Raw genomic sequence first — 15,180 nt, forward strand, 5'->3', positions numbered from 1 at the left:
TAAAAATTCATAAATGAATTAGAAAGGAAAGGGAGGTAGCTGATTCCTATCTCTAAGCCAGAATGGATGATGCCATTCTTCATAGATGGAAACGGGCATATTGCTTTGCTTATATTCATCAAAAGATAAGTCGCAAAGAAACCATTTAAGGAATTCCGCGCAAGTTTCTGGACTTATTAAGTGACCGGACTGATAAGCCTCATCAAACATTTTATGTAAATGAAATGAAGTCGTTTCTCTTAAAATTTTTTGAATTCTTGTATCCACCTCCCCTGGAATAACACAAGACACACCGATATTTTTCTCGGCTAACTCTTTTCTCACAATAGCAGTTACTTCATCCAAACCCGCTTTACTGGCACAGTATGTTGAACTTTCTTTAAGTTTCAAAGTGGCTGCTCTTGATGTAACAAATAAAATCCGAGACTTCTCAGGCATCCGTACTGCAAGAAGTGCCGTTAGTTTCATTGGAGCTAATAAATTAACCTGAAATACTTCATCAATACTGTCACAATCATATTCAGTTAATGGACGTGGAGGGCTTTTCATTCCTGCATTTTGAACTAAAAGATGAAGTGGTATTCCAGATTCATTAATAATTTTTGCAACCTGTTCAATATCACTATTGCGGGTAAAATCCGATTGGATGGGAACAAAACGAGGAAATAGTGCTTTAGTATCCTCTAAGCTGCTCACATCCCGTCCTGTTCCATAGACAACCCAGCCGTCACCTAAAAGAATTTTAGCGAGTTCAAGACCAATTCCATGGCTAGCTCCTGTCACTAACGCAGCTTTATTATTGTTGATATTCATCATGAAGAATTCCTTGAAACTTAAGTTAATTTCGTGCGATATGGTAATCAAAGTTGAATAAAGTTAACAGGTTATTCTTAATTCACGTGTTACTAATTGAGTTAATTCTGTAATACTCGCCTTGACTTGAATAATAGTAGGCAAAACCTGAAGAACCTGTTCAACACCAATATTCTGCTGCTCGCTATCAGAGCTAAAAGAACGCTCTATATTATACACCAGCCAATTGATCCAATTACCAAGAACACCATAAAAGGCGGCTTCTAAATGATCCTGATTTATAGTTAATCCAGATGATGCATATATTTTTAGCATTTTTATAAATAAAGATTTATGAAAAAATGGGGTAGTAATTCCACTCCAATCAAGAGCACAATTGACTATTTCATAAGTAGGATTAAGTTTTCGCGCGGATTCCCAATCGATAAGAAAAGGAGCATTATTTTTATCCCATAGAACATTTTTCTGATCCAGATCGCCATGGCTTACTACACTACTACTTTGTAAAATAGGTATTGCTTTTTGATAGAGACCATTAAGCTCGGTTATAATTCGTTGATTACTTTTTAATTGCTCCTTAAACACCAAATTTTGGCTTACTGACTGGTCTATTAACACACTAATTTTTTCATTGGTATGAATATCAAATTCTTGAGCGCTTAGTTCAGGGACATTAAGATTAATACAATGAATTTTTGCCAAAAAGGCAGCTATTTTAAGTGCATGCACCTCAGATATAGCGTCTTTATCTAATGCTTTTGCTGCTATCCAAGGGTAAACAAGAAAAGCTTCATCTTCCGAAAGGATTAAATAATTATTTTCTATTTTTAGAGCATGAATTGCAGGTATCGTATGTTTGGAAAATTGAAAGGCTATTTCTTCTGTTAATTCATATTGGGATTTAATTTCTTCAGTCAACTGAATCCTTCGATTGAGCTGTTTTACAGCAAATTGCAAGTCATTGCATTCCAAATACCACATTTTATGTAGAAGACCGCCGTAAACTGTTTGCGGCAAGTCACAAGGTGGGCTCATTTTTAATTTTTTACAGATTGTTTCTAGTTGACTTCTATTCACTATGAGCCGCCTTAAGAATGCCTTGTGTTTCTGATTCTTCATTAAAAAATTTAACAAAAAATGTTTTGCTTAACTTGGGATTTTTTTTATTGATTCTCGTGAATTCTGCTATAAAACCGCACTTCTTATAAAACTCTGGGGCTTGAAAAGCACTGGTCACTAAATTGATATTATTAAAGCCCTGGCCTTTGAAATGATGCTCTAGAGCAAACAATAACTGCTTGCCATACCCTTTACCACGATGACTACTGTCTACCCAAATATCATCCACATAAATTTCAGAAAAGGCTGTAAAGGCATTAATCACCCCAACAACTTCTCCTTGGGCAGAAGAAATGATCACTGAAAAACGTCGATAATTAACATCAATGCCATGTTGGGCTTCATAGGCAATAAATCCCCTCGTCATTCGTTTTTCTGTGGCCTCATCCAGTTCATCAACAAATTGGATTTGATATTCTTTCTTGCTTTCTAAAGGCTCGCTACTCTCATGGGCTCTACTATCAAAACGAAAAATAACTCGTTGAGGCTGATATGGATCATAATTGACTGTTTTAACTTCTTCCTGGAAATTGCCCATTGTAATTTTTGCAATAGTTTTGCGCCAAAAGTTAAGCGCTGGCTTATTTTCCGGAATCACAGAAACTTCCCATAAGCCTGGATGCATGTTCCAAAGTTCAGAGGAAACCAAAAAACCTAAACCTTTGCCTTGAAACTTAGCAGTAATAAAAAACTCGCCCATATTCCACACAGTATCAGGGTAAATCCCTTCTTGATTTAATAGGACAAAACCTGCTAATTCATTGCCTACCTTGATAAGAAAGGCTTTTCTTGTCGGCTCTTCAAAGTAATTTTTAAAATCGAAGCTTTCATACAGGCCATCGGAAGGTAACGCCCAATTATCTGAAATAAAACCACAGTCACGCGAGAGTTCATATACATAAAATCGTGCCATGTTCTGGATGGTTGGATAATCATCTAATGTTGCTGTTTCAACTTTTAAAGCAGATTGTAATCCTTGGATGTTCACAGCACTTTCCTTAAATACATTTTTGCCATAGGACCTTCATTCTGATATCCAAGCGATTTGTAAAAATCATGAGAGCCATCTTTGGCTCGCCTAAGTCCCGATGTCAAATCAATGATACAGGGACTAAACTGCCTGGCGAATTCCTCAACCGTAATCATAAGCTTTTTACCTATTCCTTGATTACGATATCCTTGGTCGACCACAAGGCCTTCAATATGAAATCTTGTTGTTTCTGAAACAAAAAGATAGCTCTTAGACCAAGCAATCCAACCAACAACTTTTCCAGCAATTTCCGCAAGAAGAACACCGTAATGCAGTTCATTAGTAAATAGCTCAAGTCTTCTTTGCAACTCATCAGGCATTTGCGGATAGCCCAATTGCTCCATTAAAGGGTGAAGATGTTGAGCATCATCAATTACTGCTTTGCGGATAATCAATTCAACAGACATTTTAGGACTCCAGATTCACTCTATCCCCGGATAGATTAGGAGATGAAATCACCAAAAAAGAAACCAAATTTCCGGAACTGTTTTTCACTTTATGAGCTGCCCCTACTTTAATAGTTATTCCTTCCTGTTCCTGCAACACCTGTTCATAATCTTCAAACTCAATAACCAATTGTCCTTGTAAACAATAAAAAAATTGTTCTGTTTTCTGATGATAATGCTTTATCTCACAACTTCCAGCAGGCATCGTTTCATAAATAACACTAAACTGCCCCTCATTTTTTAACCACCATCCATCGCAACCTTGTCCCCATTTAAAATGGAGTGCATTGTTCATTGAGGCAGCCTCTTCTCTCACTACAGATTCTAATACATGCGATTTTAAGCTTTGACTTAAGCCGGAGACTGAATCACCATTTAAGAGCCCGATGTCTGTTGTTTCTTGAAATTCTTTACGCAAAAAATAAAAAATAGAATTTTTTTGAAATCCATGCCGCTCAAATTCAAGTTTGAACCCTAATTTTTTATAAAATTCTATTGCCTCCCAATCCATAGTGTTAACTGTTGCAAAAGCGCAGCCTTTCTCATTACCATACTTCAAGGCCTTTTGCATGAGTTTTGTTCCCCATCCTTGATGTCTGATGGATTCACTCACCCAAAGATTATCGACATGAAGACCTCCGTAGAGTGTTCCGCCACTACAACCACCCACAATGCTATTGTCTGCATCACGAATAAAGCATGCAAAGAAATCTAAAGATTCGAAGCCTCTTTCTTGTTTGGCGTACTCCTTAATCCCATTCGTTAATATTTGAACATCATCCGGATCTGGGTTTTCTAAAAACGATAATTTTAAAGTCATCTCATTTATTCCACTGTAGGAAGCCAGGCACCATGCTCAACATAACTTGCCTCATCACTGCCTGACCATGGTGGCATAGTAACGCAAATAAACACCAAGTCTGCTGCATCACTTCGGTATTGAAAATGTGCTCCCAAGGGAATATCAATGCTGACTCCAGCGGTTAAAGGAGTAATGCTCTCTTCGTTATTTAATTTACACCAAAGTGCACCTTCCCCAGAAAGGACATGCCAAAATTCAGATACCGTTTTATGTCGAACTGCCTTGGAAATCGTTCCCGCCTTTAAAGTACAGTGAGCCATTCCACCTAAATGATTATTCATCAGCAATCGAACTTCAGCACCTGCTGGAGAGATATGTTGATACTCTTTGGGTATTTCTTGTGTATTCATTTATGCCTCTATTAAAACAATGTTCTCATCAGTAGTGGTTATTTCTTTTTTTAAATTTGAATTGTAACGCAAGTATTATCTGCATCTAAAGTAACCACTTTGCCAATTGGAAGAATGCAATTTTGCTTACCGTGCCCATAGGGAAACTCTTTAATGCAAGGTACTTTTAATTTTGAAGCCCATTCATTGATTACATCTTCTACCGTACCATCATGCTGATTCGATTTCTTACTTTTACAGTGTTCAAATGTACCAAAAATAACGCCAGAAACTTCATCAAAAATTCCAGCTAAATCTAATTGGGAAAGCATGCCATCAATATTATAGGGCTCGACACCAACGTCTTCTACCAACAAAATACTTTCTTTAAAACTAGGCAGATAAGGTGTACCCATTAAATTAGTCATCAGAGTTAAATTTCCACCAAGTAAAGGACCTCGACTAACACCTGCATAAACCTTTACTCCTTTGGAAATTGTGTACTCTTGGCCTAACAAAGAGGAAAGTAATGTTTTTTTAACCTGGGTACTCAAATGAATAGTCAAAGTAAATCCTGTATAACTTACTAAGCCACTGTTTTTAAATATGCCTAATTGCAACGCTGTGGTATCACTAAACCCGAATAATTGTTTAGGGTTTTTCTTAATTAATTCATAGTCTAAAAAAGGTAAGAGACGTTGTGAACCTTGTCCGCCTCGGGTTGCGATAATTGCGCTCACTTCAGAATCTTTAAAGAAATCCATTACATCATTTGCACGATCAATGTCTTTTCCCGCTAAAAATCGTTCTGATGCAAGCATATGCTTTGCATACTTTACCTTAAATCCATGTGACTTTAATAAATGAACTCCCGCTTCTATATCCTGTTCCATAATAGGGCTCGATGGAGAAATAAGCCCTACGATATCTCCTTTTTGCAGTGGTGCTGGACATAGAATCTTCATTTATTACCTCAATTATTTTCTGCATTCAAAAACAATATTGTCGTCTTTTTCATCGGGTGACGCGTTTCGGTCAAATCCTTTAACCATCCGTACCTTGCTAAAACCAACCTCAGTAAGCAAATTGCGCAAAAAAGAAGGGTCTTGATAAATGCGAATTTTATATTCCTCAACCTCTGTTTGAATGACACGGTTGTTATCAATCAATTCGTATTTGCCGATAGAGTAACAAACCTCTTCATTGAGCATGGCTAATTGACTGAGTACGATGACAGTTCCATCTTCTTTGGGCCATCTCGAACCTCTCCATATACCTAATTCATTAGGAACCGCATGAAGTGTTTCTATTTCAAATACAAAAAGTCCTTTATCTTCCAGGTGCTCATAAATGATTTTTAAGGCTTTTTGGATATCCGTCTTTTCAGTAATGAGACCAAATGAACCACTGGGTATAAAAATCAAAGAGTACTTCTCAGATTGATTTAAATCTTCAATAAAACCAGGCCAGACTTTTGGATTAAGATTTTTGCTCCTTGCTTTTGCATGCAGTCGTTCAAGCATCGGTTGACTTGCATCAAATCCATGGACATCAAATCCCTCTTCGGTCAGAGGCAATAAAAACCGACCTGTACCACACATAGGCTCTAAAATGGGCCCCTTAACCTCTGCAGCATAGCTTCGATAGAATGAGTACTCATTTTGTGGTGCATTAGGTTTACTTAAATCATATACTTCAGTACAAAGGTTCTGATAGGTATCCAATTTTTTCATGGGTTCCTCTTTAAAATCCAATACCATTAAATATTCATCATAGAAGGTATCATTAATTTTAAGCGCTTTAGGTTCGGTACCATAAATTCGAAATCCTTGCTTTTGATAAAAATCGCGGGCCACAAAATTATTGGTTACACAGGTTAGGTGCAACTGAGTGACACAGGTCTTTGCATGCTGTATCAAGTTTTGAATTAATGCTGTTGCAATACCTTTTCCTCTGTACTCAAGACGAGTATACATACCCCAAAGTACACCACGATGTTTGGTTTTTAGTGAGTTAAGGGTATAAAATCCAGCACAACATACCAATAAATCGCCAACAAAGACGCCAAATACATACCCTTTACTTAATCCATTTTGAAAATCAGCATCAGACATAAGTGCTTCTTCTTCATAAGAAGAGCCAAAACTTTCTGGTGAGCTCTTTAGTGCTTCTAATCGAAATAATTTCCATAGTTCCCAGTCTTCTTGGATTAGCCTTTTTATCTTCATAAACCGATCTCCATCACCGTTACAGGATGAGATCTAAATTCATCCATGCCGATTTTTTTCCACCCAAGGCGCCTATAATACTCAGGTATGGTAGGGTCCAGAGCAAACAGGTAAAGTTTTTCAAAGCCAAGTTTTTTTGCTTTCTCTACTGTGGCATTGACTAGCATTTTTCCGATCCCCTGTTTTTGATATTTTGGATCAACCACCAAATCACCAATCCAAGGTCCTAAATCTGGCCGAACATCCTCGCTTAATTGCAATGTGCAAGAACCTACAGGAATTTCATTGTATAGCGCAATGTAAGTAAAAGGCATATCTCGGTTCAGCTCTTCGTAATACAAAGATTCAATTTCTTCAATTCCAATCTCGGGCATCCAGATTTTACCTAAAACTTCATGCCAAATCTTAGCAAGCTCAGGAATACAGTTTGAGTAATGTTTTAGGTAGTCTATTGTTATCATCTTAATACCTGTAAAAATGAATTATTCCTCTTGACAAGGCGTGCCTTGATGAAACACCATTTGCCAACGATTGTGTTTGTATTGCCAGAGCGAAGAACGTAGGGAACTTTTTGAGGCAACAGTAACCTTATAAGTTGCCAACATGACTTCGGGCGACACCTCTAATACTGAAAAGTCATTAACCATATAGCTTCGTGACTCTTCTTCTGGAAGAGAATCAAGTAGGTCGTTCTTATTGTAAATTGAACCAGAAGCCCCATACTCAATAAATTCATCAGCAATCAGTAGCTTCAGTTGAGTAATCGATTTTCTCGTTTTCGGATTTAAAAGAGAAGTCTCTAGCTCATAAATCAGTTGGTGTTCTTGTTTCATAGCGATTTTCTCATCAAATATCCGACCTTACATTCCTTCCCCACGAGAAACAGAGTCAGTCCAAAAAAAACAAAACGCGGTTTTGAGTAATACTCATTACTTAATTTTGAATTGCTTCTCGAGGTGAATAACTCCTTAAGTCAACGTTCTTGAGATCGCAATCGATCTAGATGATGAATAATCAATGAATTCACCACTTCTTTATTAAAATCAGGACAAAAACGTGGATAATCACGTTCAAGACCATAAGACCATTTTTCCAAACGTTCATGATCATATTCGATCATGTCTTCAAACAAGTAACCTTTCCCGTAAGTTTCTTCACAATGAAGGCCAACTCCACCATCATAAAGCTCCCCTGATGGCATGCGCAACGCAATGTGCCAGCACTCTTCATGGGATGTCATCATCACAAAAACAATATGCACTTTATCCTGAAATCGGCCATTCCAAGCATCAAAAAATAATTTAGCAAACGCGCCACAAGGACCATAATTAATCCTTGGTGTTTCTTCATGAAATCCCAGCAATTGATTTATATCGTTTTTTAAATCATTTAAAACTGTAATTTCTTCTGCATTCACTCATAACTCCCGTAGTATTAAGCTACTTTTTTTGATTAAGACACTTTATGTTTAAGCTGAATTTATTGTACCAGATAAATTTCAATTCGTTCTTTACCTTTACCCACATTCACCCTTTTTAACGTAATATAACCCACTTCAGCGGTTGATTTTACATGTGTTCCACCACAAGAAACCTTAGAAAATCCTTCGATTTCCCAATAACGTCTTTGACTCTTCTCATCAGAAAAACCAGTACGAATAAGCATATCTTTTGCAATAATTTGATTGTATTCAAACAAAAGAGAGTCAAAGATATCCGAGATATTGTGCTGATAGATAAAATCGATTCTAGCCTTATGTTCAGCAATATGAGCACCTATTTTTTCAATGGGCAGCATTCTTTGGACAAGCTCTAAGATTAATTCAGCAGCAAAATGAAGGCGCATCAATTTATAGCGACGAACAAAGTCAATTTCCATAAGGACAACATCGCCTTTAGAAAGCTCATGCTCCGCAGGTAATGTATAATAAATCAAGTGATCTTCTATTTCAGAATGAGTGACCATCAGGCCATTCACGCGGACTGTATCACTTTCCTGACCACCGGAAAACGAAAAACCAATAGTCTCCGCAAAAAGTAGTCGATTCTCATTGACTGACACCACTTTAGTCATTAATTGGCGTTGATAGGGATTATCCCAAAATATTTTTTGCATGACTTACTCTCTAATCTTTACCACTATCCCATTTGTTAGCTGTTTAAGCTCGTCAGGAGATAATGAAAACACTGCATTGGGCGTTCCTGCTGCGGCCCAAAGAACTTCATGGCATAACAAATCTTCATCGATAAGAACAGTATTAATAACATTTTTATGGCCAACGGGAGGGACCCCACCAATCGCGAAACCAGTTACTTCTCGTGTAAAATCTGCATCAGCTTTCCCAATAGGTTCATTGATGAGACTCTCAATCAGGCTCTCATTCACGCGATTAACACCACTTGCTAATACCAATACCGGCTTGTTGGTTTTTTCAGTGCGAAATAGTAGTGACTTCACAATTTGAGCAACACTACATCCCAAAGTATTAGCGGCATCTTTTGCGGTTCGTGTGCTTAAATCAAGTTCCTTGACCACACACGATATCCCCTTTTGAGATAAAAAATCCTGGATGATTTGTGCGCTTTTACCTAAATTTTTATCTTTATTCATCAAAGTCCTCTCATCGCCACAAAGAACACTTTCTAGTGAGCTCTGTCACCACCTCCCAATCCCCAAACAAGACAATGCCATAGTAAATCAGATCGTTCTCTTTAACCTGTGCCGTTCTTGCAATTTGCTCTTGATAGGTACCAACAGTCATCGTATCGGTAAAATCATTAAAAAGAACATTTTTTGCTAAAGCATTCTGGCGTAATGTTCTAATTTTATTGGAGTTCTCACAAAGAATGATAAAAGGTATTTCTGAAATGTAAGGGTGAGATCCTCCATCTGCATCTCGATAATCGGTTAAACGCAGTTCTTTTTCACCAATCACAGCACCTAAACCAATACACATATGAGCAAGTGCATTCATCACTTTTCCTGGCTCAATACGCTTATTAAGTACAACAACAAGTTTGTTTTTAAAAAGTTGTTCAACCATACAATCCTCCACAATCTACTTCACAACTCGTGCGTTATAACGCATAATAATACAGTATATACTTGTGCGCTAAAACGCACAAGCTTTTTTTAATAAGGGACATAATGCAAGAAATTTCAAACCGTATTGCAAAAATACTAAAATCATTAAGACAAGAGCGAGGTTGGAGCTTAGATAAAACAGCGCTTGAAACGGGCGTTTCTAAAGCGATGCTTGGGCAAATTGAACGCGAAGAGTCAAGCCCAACAATTTCTACCCTATGGAAAATTGCGAGCGGCTTTCAAACCTCCTTTTCATCGTTTATTGAAGACAGTCTGGATAATTCAACCAATCCTATTTATAGGACAGGACATGCTGAAACCTTGCATCCAGATGATGAAAAAATACGAGTACTTCCTCTGTTTCCTTTTGATGAACAGCTACATTTTGAATTGTTTGTTATTGAGTTATTGCCCGGATGCGAACATCTTTCACCTCCGCATAAACATGGAGTCATTGAGCATGTCATTGTTGTGGACGGAACCATTGATATTTTATTACGCGGGTGTTGGAAAACACTTTCCAAAGGAGAAGGGCTTCGTTTTAACGCCAATCAACCGCATGGCTACCGGAATCCAACCAATGAGCTATCGCGCATCCATGATATTATTCATTACCCACCTCAATAGGAGTTCCCTTAATAGGTTATGGCACATAAAACAAAGGGGTTAATGCCATAGTTTTTAAGTCATGAAGCCACTCATCCCGTGGCTTTCCTCCTGGAGCTGTTTCTTCAAACCAGTTGTATTTACACCAGAGGTAGATATCCAAGCTTTTCATTTGCGAAAAATGATTCACTTCTTTCAATTCTTCTGAGCTCAATGGCCGGATTTGCCTATATCCTTCTATAAACCATTCAAACAGTAGTTGCCAGAGAGGCCATGGTTTATTACATAAATCCAAAAAGGGTTTGGCAATATCGGCAAGATACCAATGATAAACTGGCTCATCAAAATCAATCAGATGAACGCTCTCACCATCATAAAGCACATTTCCAGGACGATGGTCCCCATGGGTTAGGCCAAAATTAGATGAGTCGATTGAAAAAGTTTTGAAGCGTGTCGTAATCGTTTCATATAAATCCTGAATCAAGGACTCTTCTTGACGCGCATAATCCAAAGTCTCACGCCACAAATCTTCCCAAGCTAAAAAGTGATGCTCTGATGCAACATAACTTTGCGAGGCTTGATGCAATTGAGCTAAAGCGCGGCCCCACGTTAAATAAGCTTTTTTATCTGGATAATCAAAATGCATGATTTGCCCTGGTACTTCACGGCAAACATGAACAAAAAATTCCAAATCCTCTTGGTGTACCGTTTCGACATCATTTCCTGCTTGGGATACCACCGGTTGACAAATAGGCGTACCACATAAAAATAAATGTTTCTGAAAATCAATCGCACTCAAAAGCTCACGCGCTTTTCGTATTTTTTCATGGGTCATGCGCAGGTAAAAGCCTTGTCCATTAGATTCAAATCGATAAACACAGTTAATTTGATTATTGATAAGCTTAAGATGGGTAGGGTTTTTTACCCATTTTTTTGCAGCCTGATTAGCCGTTTTATCCGTAATTTTTTTTAATGTGGTCTCCCAAATCATACTTGAATACCTTTATTGTTTAGATAATCAGATCTGGATAATCGATAAAGCACATGTCGTCTCAAGGGGCTATTGGGCTCCAATTTGGGATGATCAAAATCATCCTTGGTATTGTGATATAAACCAATTTTTTCCATAACACGTCTTGAGGCTAGATTATTCACTACTGTAAATGAAACTACTTCGGGAAGATTTAAAGAGGTAAATGCATAATGCAAAACCGCTTTTGCTCCTTCCGTAGCATAACCCTGATTCCAATGCGTTGAGGAAAGTCTCCAACCAATTTCAACAGCGGGAGTAAAGTGCGCTTCAAAAGAGGGAGTCATTAACCCTAAAAATCCTATCATTTCCCCTGTACTTTTCAGTTCAACAGCATACAAAGAAAATCCCTTCTCTTTATAATGTGCAACAATCCGCTCAATACCTGCTTTTGTAGCACTCTTACTCCCTATTCCTGGTAAAAATTGGCATACTTTTTTGTCTTGATCAATAAGTGCCATAGGATCAAGATCAGCTTCCTGCCATGTTCGTAAAATCAGACGGGGAGTTTCAAGAATATTCATGGGACCCTCTATAAGTAAGCATGTTTATCATGAGTAGGTAATTGGCGTCTTCACTGTATTGCGTGGGAACAAAACCAGCCTTTTGATAGCACGCTATGGCTTGTTCGTTTCCAATTTGAGGATCAACGACAACGGCTTTAAATCTGTAGAGTTGTTTTGCAATAAAATGCCTTATAATTTGTCTACCCAACCCTACTCCACGACACGATGGCTCTGCAATAAAAAGGTCGATACCAGCCAATTGTTTAGGTGTAGCCTTGTCAAACAAGGAAGCATTATGTCCTGAAATTCCTTCGGGTAAATGGTCGGCAAGACAGTAATATTGAATAAAACCAATTGGTTTTTGATCCAAATAAATAATAAAACTCGGGACTGGATCCATGCCTTCAATGCGGGGTAAGTACTTTGCCCTAATATCTGCCAAAGAAAACTGTTGATTTCGTGCATACCCTTGTTTCACTGTAGGCTCTGCAAACCATTGGGTCATTATATTCAAATCTTTTTGACTCAATGGTTTAAATTCCAGATTCTGATTTTTACTCCCATAAACTAAGGAAGTCCAATCCAAAATATGACGCGCTGACTCCTCTGCTGAAAGGAGGCTCACATCTAGAGTCAGTTCATGCAGCTCTTTGCTAAAATAAACGTCTTCATCAAACAGTCTTTTTGTAATGAGCGTCTCATCTTGTGTTTTAAAATAGCCTTCTCTATCTGAGTCTTTTAAGCGTTTAACAAGCTCTGCCCCATTACAAATCAATCGGATAGGAACAAACACAGCTTCCCGTTTTTGAGCAACGGTTTGTACTTGATTAAAAAATTCCTGATGCCAAGAATTATTCGCTAAGAGCTCATAGGTAATAACAAAGCTCGTTTCTTTAGAACAAACCTCGGTCATCGTATCAAAAATCACGTCGCGGGCTTTGTTAAGCGCTGCCCATCCTTTATCATCAAGAGACCAAAATACTTGAGCATCACTACCCAGAAGGTTTAGAACTCGATCGATCCAAGCATGGTGATGCGCTAGTCGAAACTGAGGAGCCAGTGTTGTAATTGCCTCCCCTATGGTTTTTTTACCGGTACCTGCAATACCCATCAAAAGTATCATCACATTCGTCTGCATCATTTCTTAAAACCCTGTCACAATACTGTACTCTTCTTTATGTGCCAGAACACGCATCAAGTGCGCCACATCATATGGACTACGTAGCTCAATGAATTTAACTTTTGGATATTGGTTCTTTAAGGCATTTAATAAAGGGTTAATCCGTTGTTCATAGTTCCACATATAACTTAATAGCGACCATCGAACTGTTTCATTGCAACCAGCGGCTCTATCATCAATTTCTGAAGCCTTATAAAACAAGCGCTTAAATACCCGCCAATAACATAGCCACTTGTGTAAATTAAAGTACAAGCACATGTCGGCTTCGCGATAGCGCATCTCAAATGATCGACTGGAATTACCATCAATAATCCAGCAAGGTTTGGCAACTAATTCTTTTTGAAGTGACAAAAAATCCTCATATTCTCGTGGCACCCAATCGGCAATAAAAAAATATTTATCTAAATGGAACAATGGAATATTTAGACTCTTTTGCAACATAACAGAAAAAGTGGACTTGCCACTTCCTGGTCTACCAATAATCATGATGCGTTGTAAGTTTATCATTTCATTCGGAGTTTAATTTACTGTATTCTTTTCTTAAGGATGCAAATGATTATTGTACTCATCCGCTACACTATCTTAAACTTTAAGTAGTCTGTTCTTCTCTTAACTGTTTCAGTACAGTTTTTATCGTGGCATGAGAAAAACCTCGACCACTTAAGAAACGAGCCAATTTTGTATTTATTGCCTCATCTGTCTCATTCTTAAATCCACGCATTTTTTTCCGGACTTCATCCAGAGCACGAACTTCTTCCAGTTCAATATGATCTAAGACTTGCTCAATCACTTCTTCTTTAACGCCCTTCTGTTTTAATATTTGTTGAATAAAACGGTTTCCTTTATGGATATAACGGGCACTTAATGATTCAGCCAAACGATTATCATTAATTAAATGTAATTCCCGAAGGCGAGCTATGGTTGCATGAATCTTATCATCTAACTGGGGAACATGAGAAAAATCCCTCTCCAATTGCCTTATGAGTTCTTTTTCACTGCAATAATGATTAGAAAGATATTTTATTGCTGCATCGATGAGTGTATTCATACTAAAGCTCTACTAGAAACAACAGTTTTATCTTTGCTTTTGCCAAGACAGCCTAATTTATTTAGAATATCATTAAAACAGGAAAATATTGAGTCTTTTATGCCAAAAGAAGGAAAGGCCCGGGTCTTAAGTGAAGCGGAGTTTAAGCGACTGCTTATTGTTGCCAAAGATGGACAATTCGCTATAAGAAATAGCGCTCTTGTGTATTGTTCTTTTGGACTTGGTTTGCGAGTGAAAGAAATCGCCTCTCTCACTATTGCAGATGTCGCTGATTACAACTATCAATTACTCGAAGAGATTTGTTTGAAGCGCTCAATGACCAAAGGTGAAAAGCAACGTTACGCTTATCTTGCCAATGAAAAAATCCGCAAAGCACTCCAAGCACATCTCGATACCCTAAAACATGCTGCAAGAGAAAAACCATTTTTTCAGACCCAACGTAAAAGTCGCTTTACCCCTAATAGTTTGCAAAAATGGTTCAAGTCACTCTATGATAAGGCAGGAATTATTGGAGCAAGCTCCCATTCTGGTAGACGTACTTTCATTACCCGATTAATTGAACAAGGCGCGGATATTAAAGCAGTCTCACGTCTTGCAGGTCATGCTAACATTGTGACTACCGCAATTTATGTTGAAGACAATCCTGATCGCCTGAAGCGCATTGCTAATTTGGCTATTTTCTAAATTATACCCTCGCTTGCCATTTTTCTTGGCCACACTATTTCAATTACCCCTCAAAGAAGGACATTACCAATTGAGCTTCTCTTTAATATCGAATCCATCTATGTTTAATGATTATTAAATATACAGATCGTTATTAACGCCTTTTAATTGCGCTTAGTGAGACGAGATTTTTTATAGAGTCAAAACCATTGGTCATAGTCCAAACAATGCTTAAA

The 15,180-nt window shown here is 37.9% G+C and carries 21 protein-coding genes and 1 pseudogene; 2 read left to right on the forward strand and 20 right to left on the reverse strand.

The window, feature by feature from the left end; translation table 11 throughout:
* Nucleotides 1-18: 18 nt before the first annotated feature.
* The 15 genes and pseudogenes from BN3124_RS05220 to BN3124_RS05285 all read right to left on the reverse strand — a co-directional run bounded on the left by BN3124_RS05220 (nucleotide 19) and on the right by BN3124_RS05285 (nucleotide 9,870).
* A complete protein-coding gene (locus BN3124_RS05220) occupies nucleotides 19-816 on the reverse strand; it encodes an SDR family oxidoreductase (protein WP_078061487.1) in 798 nt (265 codons plus the stop codon).
* Nucleotides 817-876: 60 nt separating this feature from the next.
* Nucleotides 877-1,890 (reverse strand): aminoglycoside phosphotransferase family protein, encoded by a 1,014-nt coding sequence (locus BN3124_RS05225; protein ID WP_058533750.1) that lies wholly within the window; start codon nucleotides 1,888-1,890, stop codon nucleotides 877-879.
* On the reverse strand, nucleotides 1,883-2,920 hold the full coding sequence (locus tag BN3124_RS05230; protein WP_058533751.1) for a GNAT family N-acetyltransferase: 1,038 nt from the start codon (nucleotides 2,918-2,920) through the stop codon (nucleotides 1,883-1,885). The genes BN3124_RS05225 and BN3124_RS05230 overlap by 8 nt, the downstream gene beginning before the upstream one ends.
* Complete coding sequence (locus tag BN3124_RS05235; protein ID WP_058533752.1) at nucleotides 2,917-3,369, reverse strand: GNAT family N-acetyltransferase; 453 nt, start codon at nucleotides 3,367-3,369, stop codon at nucleotides 2,917-2,919. The genes BN3124_RS05230 and BN3124_RS05235 overlap by 4 nt, the downstream gene beginning before the upstream one ends.
* A 1-nt stretch (nucleotide 3,370) precedes the next feature.
* Nucleotides 3,371-4,228: a GNAT family N-acetyltransferase gene (locus tag BN3124_RS05240; protein ID WP_058533753.1), complete on the reverse strand. Its 858-nt coding sequence runs from the start codon at nucleotides 4,226-4,228 to the stop codon at nucleotides 3,371-3,373.
* Between the two features lie 5 nt (nucleotides 4,229-4,233).
* Complete coding sequence (locus BN3124_RS05245; protein WP_058533754.1) at nucleotides 4,234-4,620, reverse strand: cupin domain-containing protein; 387 nt, start codon at nucleotides 4,618-4,620, stop codon at nucleotides 4,234-4,236.
* 50 nt (nucleotides 4,621-4,670) lie between these two features.
* Nucleotides 4,671-5,564, reverse strand: a complete 894-nt coding sequence (locus tag BN3124_RS05250) for a S66 peptidase family protein (RefSeq protein ID WP_058533755.1) — start codon at nucleotides 5,562-5,564, stop codon at nucleotides 4,671-4,673.
* Nucleotides 5,565-5,576: 12 nt separating this feature from the next.
* Nucleotides 5,577-6,332, reverse strand: coding sequence for a class I SAM-dependent DNA methyltransferase (locus BN3124_RS17315; RefSeq protein WP_058533982.1), 756 nt, complete (start codon nucleotides 6,330-6,332; stop codon nucleotides 5,577-5,579).
* A gap of 42 nt (nucleotides 6,333-6,374) precedes the next feature.
* A pseudogene (locus BN3124_RS17455) lies at nucleotides 6,375-6,827 on the reverse strand (GNAT family N-acetyltransferase); the annotation flags it as partial.
* Nucleotides 6,824-7,288 (reverse strand): GNAT family N-acetyltransferase, encoded by a 465-nt coding sequence (locus BN3124_RS05260; protein WP_058533756.1) that lies wholly within the window; start codon nucleotides 7,286-7,288, stop codon nucleotides 6,824-6,826. The pseudogene BN3124_RS17455 and the gene BN3124_RS05260, both read right to left, overlap by 4 nt.
* 21 nt (nucleotides 7,289-7,309) lie before the next feature.
* Nucleotides 7,310-7,660: a nuclear transport factor 2 family protein gene (locus tag BN3124_RS05265; RefSeq protein ID WP_058533757.1), complete on the reverse strand. Its 351-nt coding sequence runs from the start codon at nucleotides 7,658-7,660 to the stop codon at nucleotides 7,310-7,312.
* A 140-nt stretch (nucleotides 7,661-7,800) separates the two neighbouring features.
* Nucleotides 7,801-8,244, reverse strand: coding sequence for a hypothetical protein (locus BN3124_RS05270; protein WP_058533758.1), 444 nt, complete (start codon nucleotides 8,242-8,244; stop codon nucleotides 7,801-7,803).
* Between the two features lie 62 nt (nucleotides 8,245-8,306).
* Complete coding sequence (locus tag BN3124_RS05275) at nucleotides 8,307-8,942, reverse strand: alanyl-tRNA editing protein (protein ID WP_058533759.1); 636 nt, start codon at nucleotides 8,940-8,942, stop codon at nucleotides 8,307-8,309.
* A 3-nt stretch (nucleotides 8,943-8,945) separates the two neighbouring features.
* Entirely contained in the window at nucleotides 8,946-9,437 is a 492-nt protein-coding gene (locus tag BN3124_RS05280; RefSeq protein WP_058533760.1) for a YbaK/EbsC family protein, read from the reverse strand.
* A gap of 10 nt (nucleotides 9,438-9,447) precedes the next feature.
* Nucleotides 9,448-9,870, reverse strand: coding sequence for a DUF2000 domain-containing protein (locus BN3124_RS05285; protein WP_058533761.1), 423 nt, complete (start codon nucleotides 9,868-9,870; stop codon nucleotides 9,448-9,450).
* Between the two features lie 104 nt (nucleotides 9,871-9,974).
* Here BN3124_RS05285 and BN3124_RS05290 point away from each other — a divergent pair, with 104 nt between their 5' ends.
* A complete protein-coding gene (locus BN3124_RS05290; protein WP_058533762.1) occupies nucleotides 9,975-10,538 on the forward strand; it encodes a helix-turn-helix domain-containing protein in 564 nt (187 codons plus the stop codon).
* Nucleotides 10,539-10,554: 16 nt separating this feature from the next.
* Here BN3124_RS05290 and BN3124_RS05295 read toward each other — a convergent pair whose 3' ends face one another.
* The 5 genes from BN3124_RS05295 to BN3124_RS05315 form a co-directional block, all read right to left on the reverse strand.
* Entirely contained in the window at nucleotides 10,555-11,508 is a 954-nt protein-coding gene (locus BN3124_RS05295) for a phosphotransferase enzyme family protein (RefSeq protein ID WP_058533763.1), read from the reverse strand.
* On the reverse strand, nucleotides 11,505-12,071 hold the full coding sequence (locus BN3124_RS05300) for a GNAT family N-acetyltransferase (protein ID WP_058533764.1): 567 nt from the start codon (nucleotides 12,069-12,071) through the stop codon (nucleotides 11,505-11,507). Before BN3124_RS05300 ends, BN3124_RS05295 begins: the two co-directional genes overlap by 4 nt.
* Nucleotides 12,058-13,194: a GNAT family N-acetyltransferase gene (locus BN3124_RS16775; protein WP_078061489.1), complete on the reverse strand. Its 1,137-nt coding sequence runs from the start codon at nucleotides 13,192-13,194 to the stop codon at nucleotides 12,058-12,060. The genes BN3124_RS05300 and BN3124_RS16775 overlap by 14 nt, the downstream gene beginning before the upstream one ends.
* A gap of 3 nt (nucleotides 13,195-13,197) precedes the next feature.
* Complete coding sequence (locus BN3124_RS05310) at nucleotides 13,198-13,740, reverse strand: P-loop NTPase family protein (RefSeq protein ID WP_058533765.1); 543 nt, start codon at nucleotides 13,738-13,740, stop codon at nucleotides 13,198-13,200.
* 82 nt (nucleotides 13,741-13,822) lie between these two features.
* The gene (locus BN3124_RS05315) at nucleotides 13,823-14,281 is read right to left on the reverse strand and encodes a regulatory protein RecX (protein WP_058533766.1); all 459 of its coding nucleotides are present in this window, start codon (nucleotides 14,279-14,281) and stop codon (nucleotides 13,823-13,825) included.
* Between the two features lie 99 nt (nucleotides 14,282-14,380).
* Here BN3124_RS05315 and BN3124_RS05320 point away from each other — a divergent pair, with 99 nt between their 5' ends.
* Nucleotides 14,381-14,965: a tyrosine-type recombinase/integrase gene (locus BN3124_RS05320; RefSeq protein WP_058533767.1), complete on the forward strand. Its 585-nt coding sequence runs from the start codon at nucleotides 14,381-14,383 to the stop codon at nucleotides 14,963-14,965.
* The last annotated feature ends 215 nt before the right edge of the window (nucleotides 14,966-15,180 follow it).

This window comes from Legionella saoudiensis, assembly GCF_001465875.1.
GTDB classification, from domain to species: domain Bacteria; phylum Pseudomonadota; class Gammaproteobacteria; order Legionellales; family Legionellaceae; genus Legionella; species Legionella saoudiensis.

Bases quoted from the DNA above. Each gene is read 5' to 3' on its own strand.
- BN3124_RS05220 (WP_078061487.1), bottom strand. From the start codon at position 816: ATGATGAATATCAACAATAATAAAGCTGCGTTAGTGACAGGAGCTAGC.
- BN3124_RS05235 (WP_058533752.1), bottom strand. From the start codon at position 3,369: ATGTCTGTTGAATTGATTATCCGCAAAGCAGTAATTGATGATGCTCAA.
- BN3124_RS05240 (WP_058533753.1), bottom strand. From the start codon at position 4,228: ATGACTTTAAAATTATCGTTTTTAGAAAACCCAGATCCGGATGATGTT.
- BN3124_RS05245 (WP_058533754.1), bottom strand. From the start codon at position 4,620: ATGAATACACAAGAAATACCCAAAGAGTATCAACATATCTCTCCAGCA.
- BN3124_RS05250 (WP_058533755.1), bottom strand. From the start codon at position 5,564: ATGAAGATTCTATGTCCAGCACCACTGCAAAAAGGAGATATCGTAGGG.
- BN3124_RS17315 (WP_058533982.1), bottom strand. From the start codon at position 6,332: ATGAAAAAATTGGATACCTATCAGAACCTTTGTACTGAAGTATATGAT.
- BN3124_RS05260 (WP_058533756.1), bottom strand. From the start codon at position 7,288: ATGATAACAATAGACTACCTAAAACATTACTCAAACTGTATTCCTGAG.
- BN3124_RS05265 (WP_058533757.1), bottom strand. From the start codon at position 7,660: ATGAAACAAGAACACCAACTGATTTATGAGCTAGAGACTTCTCTTTTA.
- BN3124_RS05275 (WP_058533759.1), bottom strand. From the start codon at position 8,942: ATGCAAAAAATATTTTGGGATAATCCCTATCAACGCCAATTAATGACT.
- BN3124_RS05280 (WP_058533760.1), bottom strand. From the start codon at position 9,437: ATGAATAAAGATAAAAATTTAGGTAAAAGCGCACAAATCATCCAGGAT.
- BN3124_RS05285 (WP_058533761.1), bottom strand. From the start codon at position 9,870: ATGGTTGAACAACTTTTTAAAAACAAACTTGTTGTTGTACTTAATAAG.
- BN3124_RS05290 (WP_058533762.1), top strand. From the start codon at position 9,975: ATGCAAGAAATTTCAAACCGTATTGCAAAAATACTAAAATCATTAAGA.
- BN3124_RS05295 (WP_058533763.1), bottom strand. From the start codon at position 11,508: ATGATTTGGGAGACCACATTAAAAAAAATTACGGATAAAACGGCTAAT.
- BN3124_RS05300 (WP_058533764.1), bottom strand. From the start codon at position 12,071: ATGAATATTCTTGAAACTCCCCGTCTGATTTTACGAACATGGCAGGAA.
- BN3124_RS16775 (WP_078061489.1), bottom strand. From the start codon at position 13,194: ATGATGCAGACGAATGTGATGATACTTTTGATGGGTATTGCAGGTACC.
- BN3124_RS05310 (WP_058533765.1), bottom strand. From the start codon at position 13,740: ATGATAAACTTACAACGCATCATGATTATTGGTAGACCAGGAAGTGGC.
- BN3124_RS05315 (WP_058533766.1), bottom strand. From the start codon at position 14,281: ATGAATACACTCATCGATGCAGCAATAAAATATCTTTCTAATCATTAT.
- BN3124_RS05320 (WP_058533767.1), top strand. From the start codon at position 14,381: ATGCCAAAAGAAGGAAAGGCCCGGGTCTTAAGTGAAGCGGAGTTTAAG.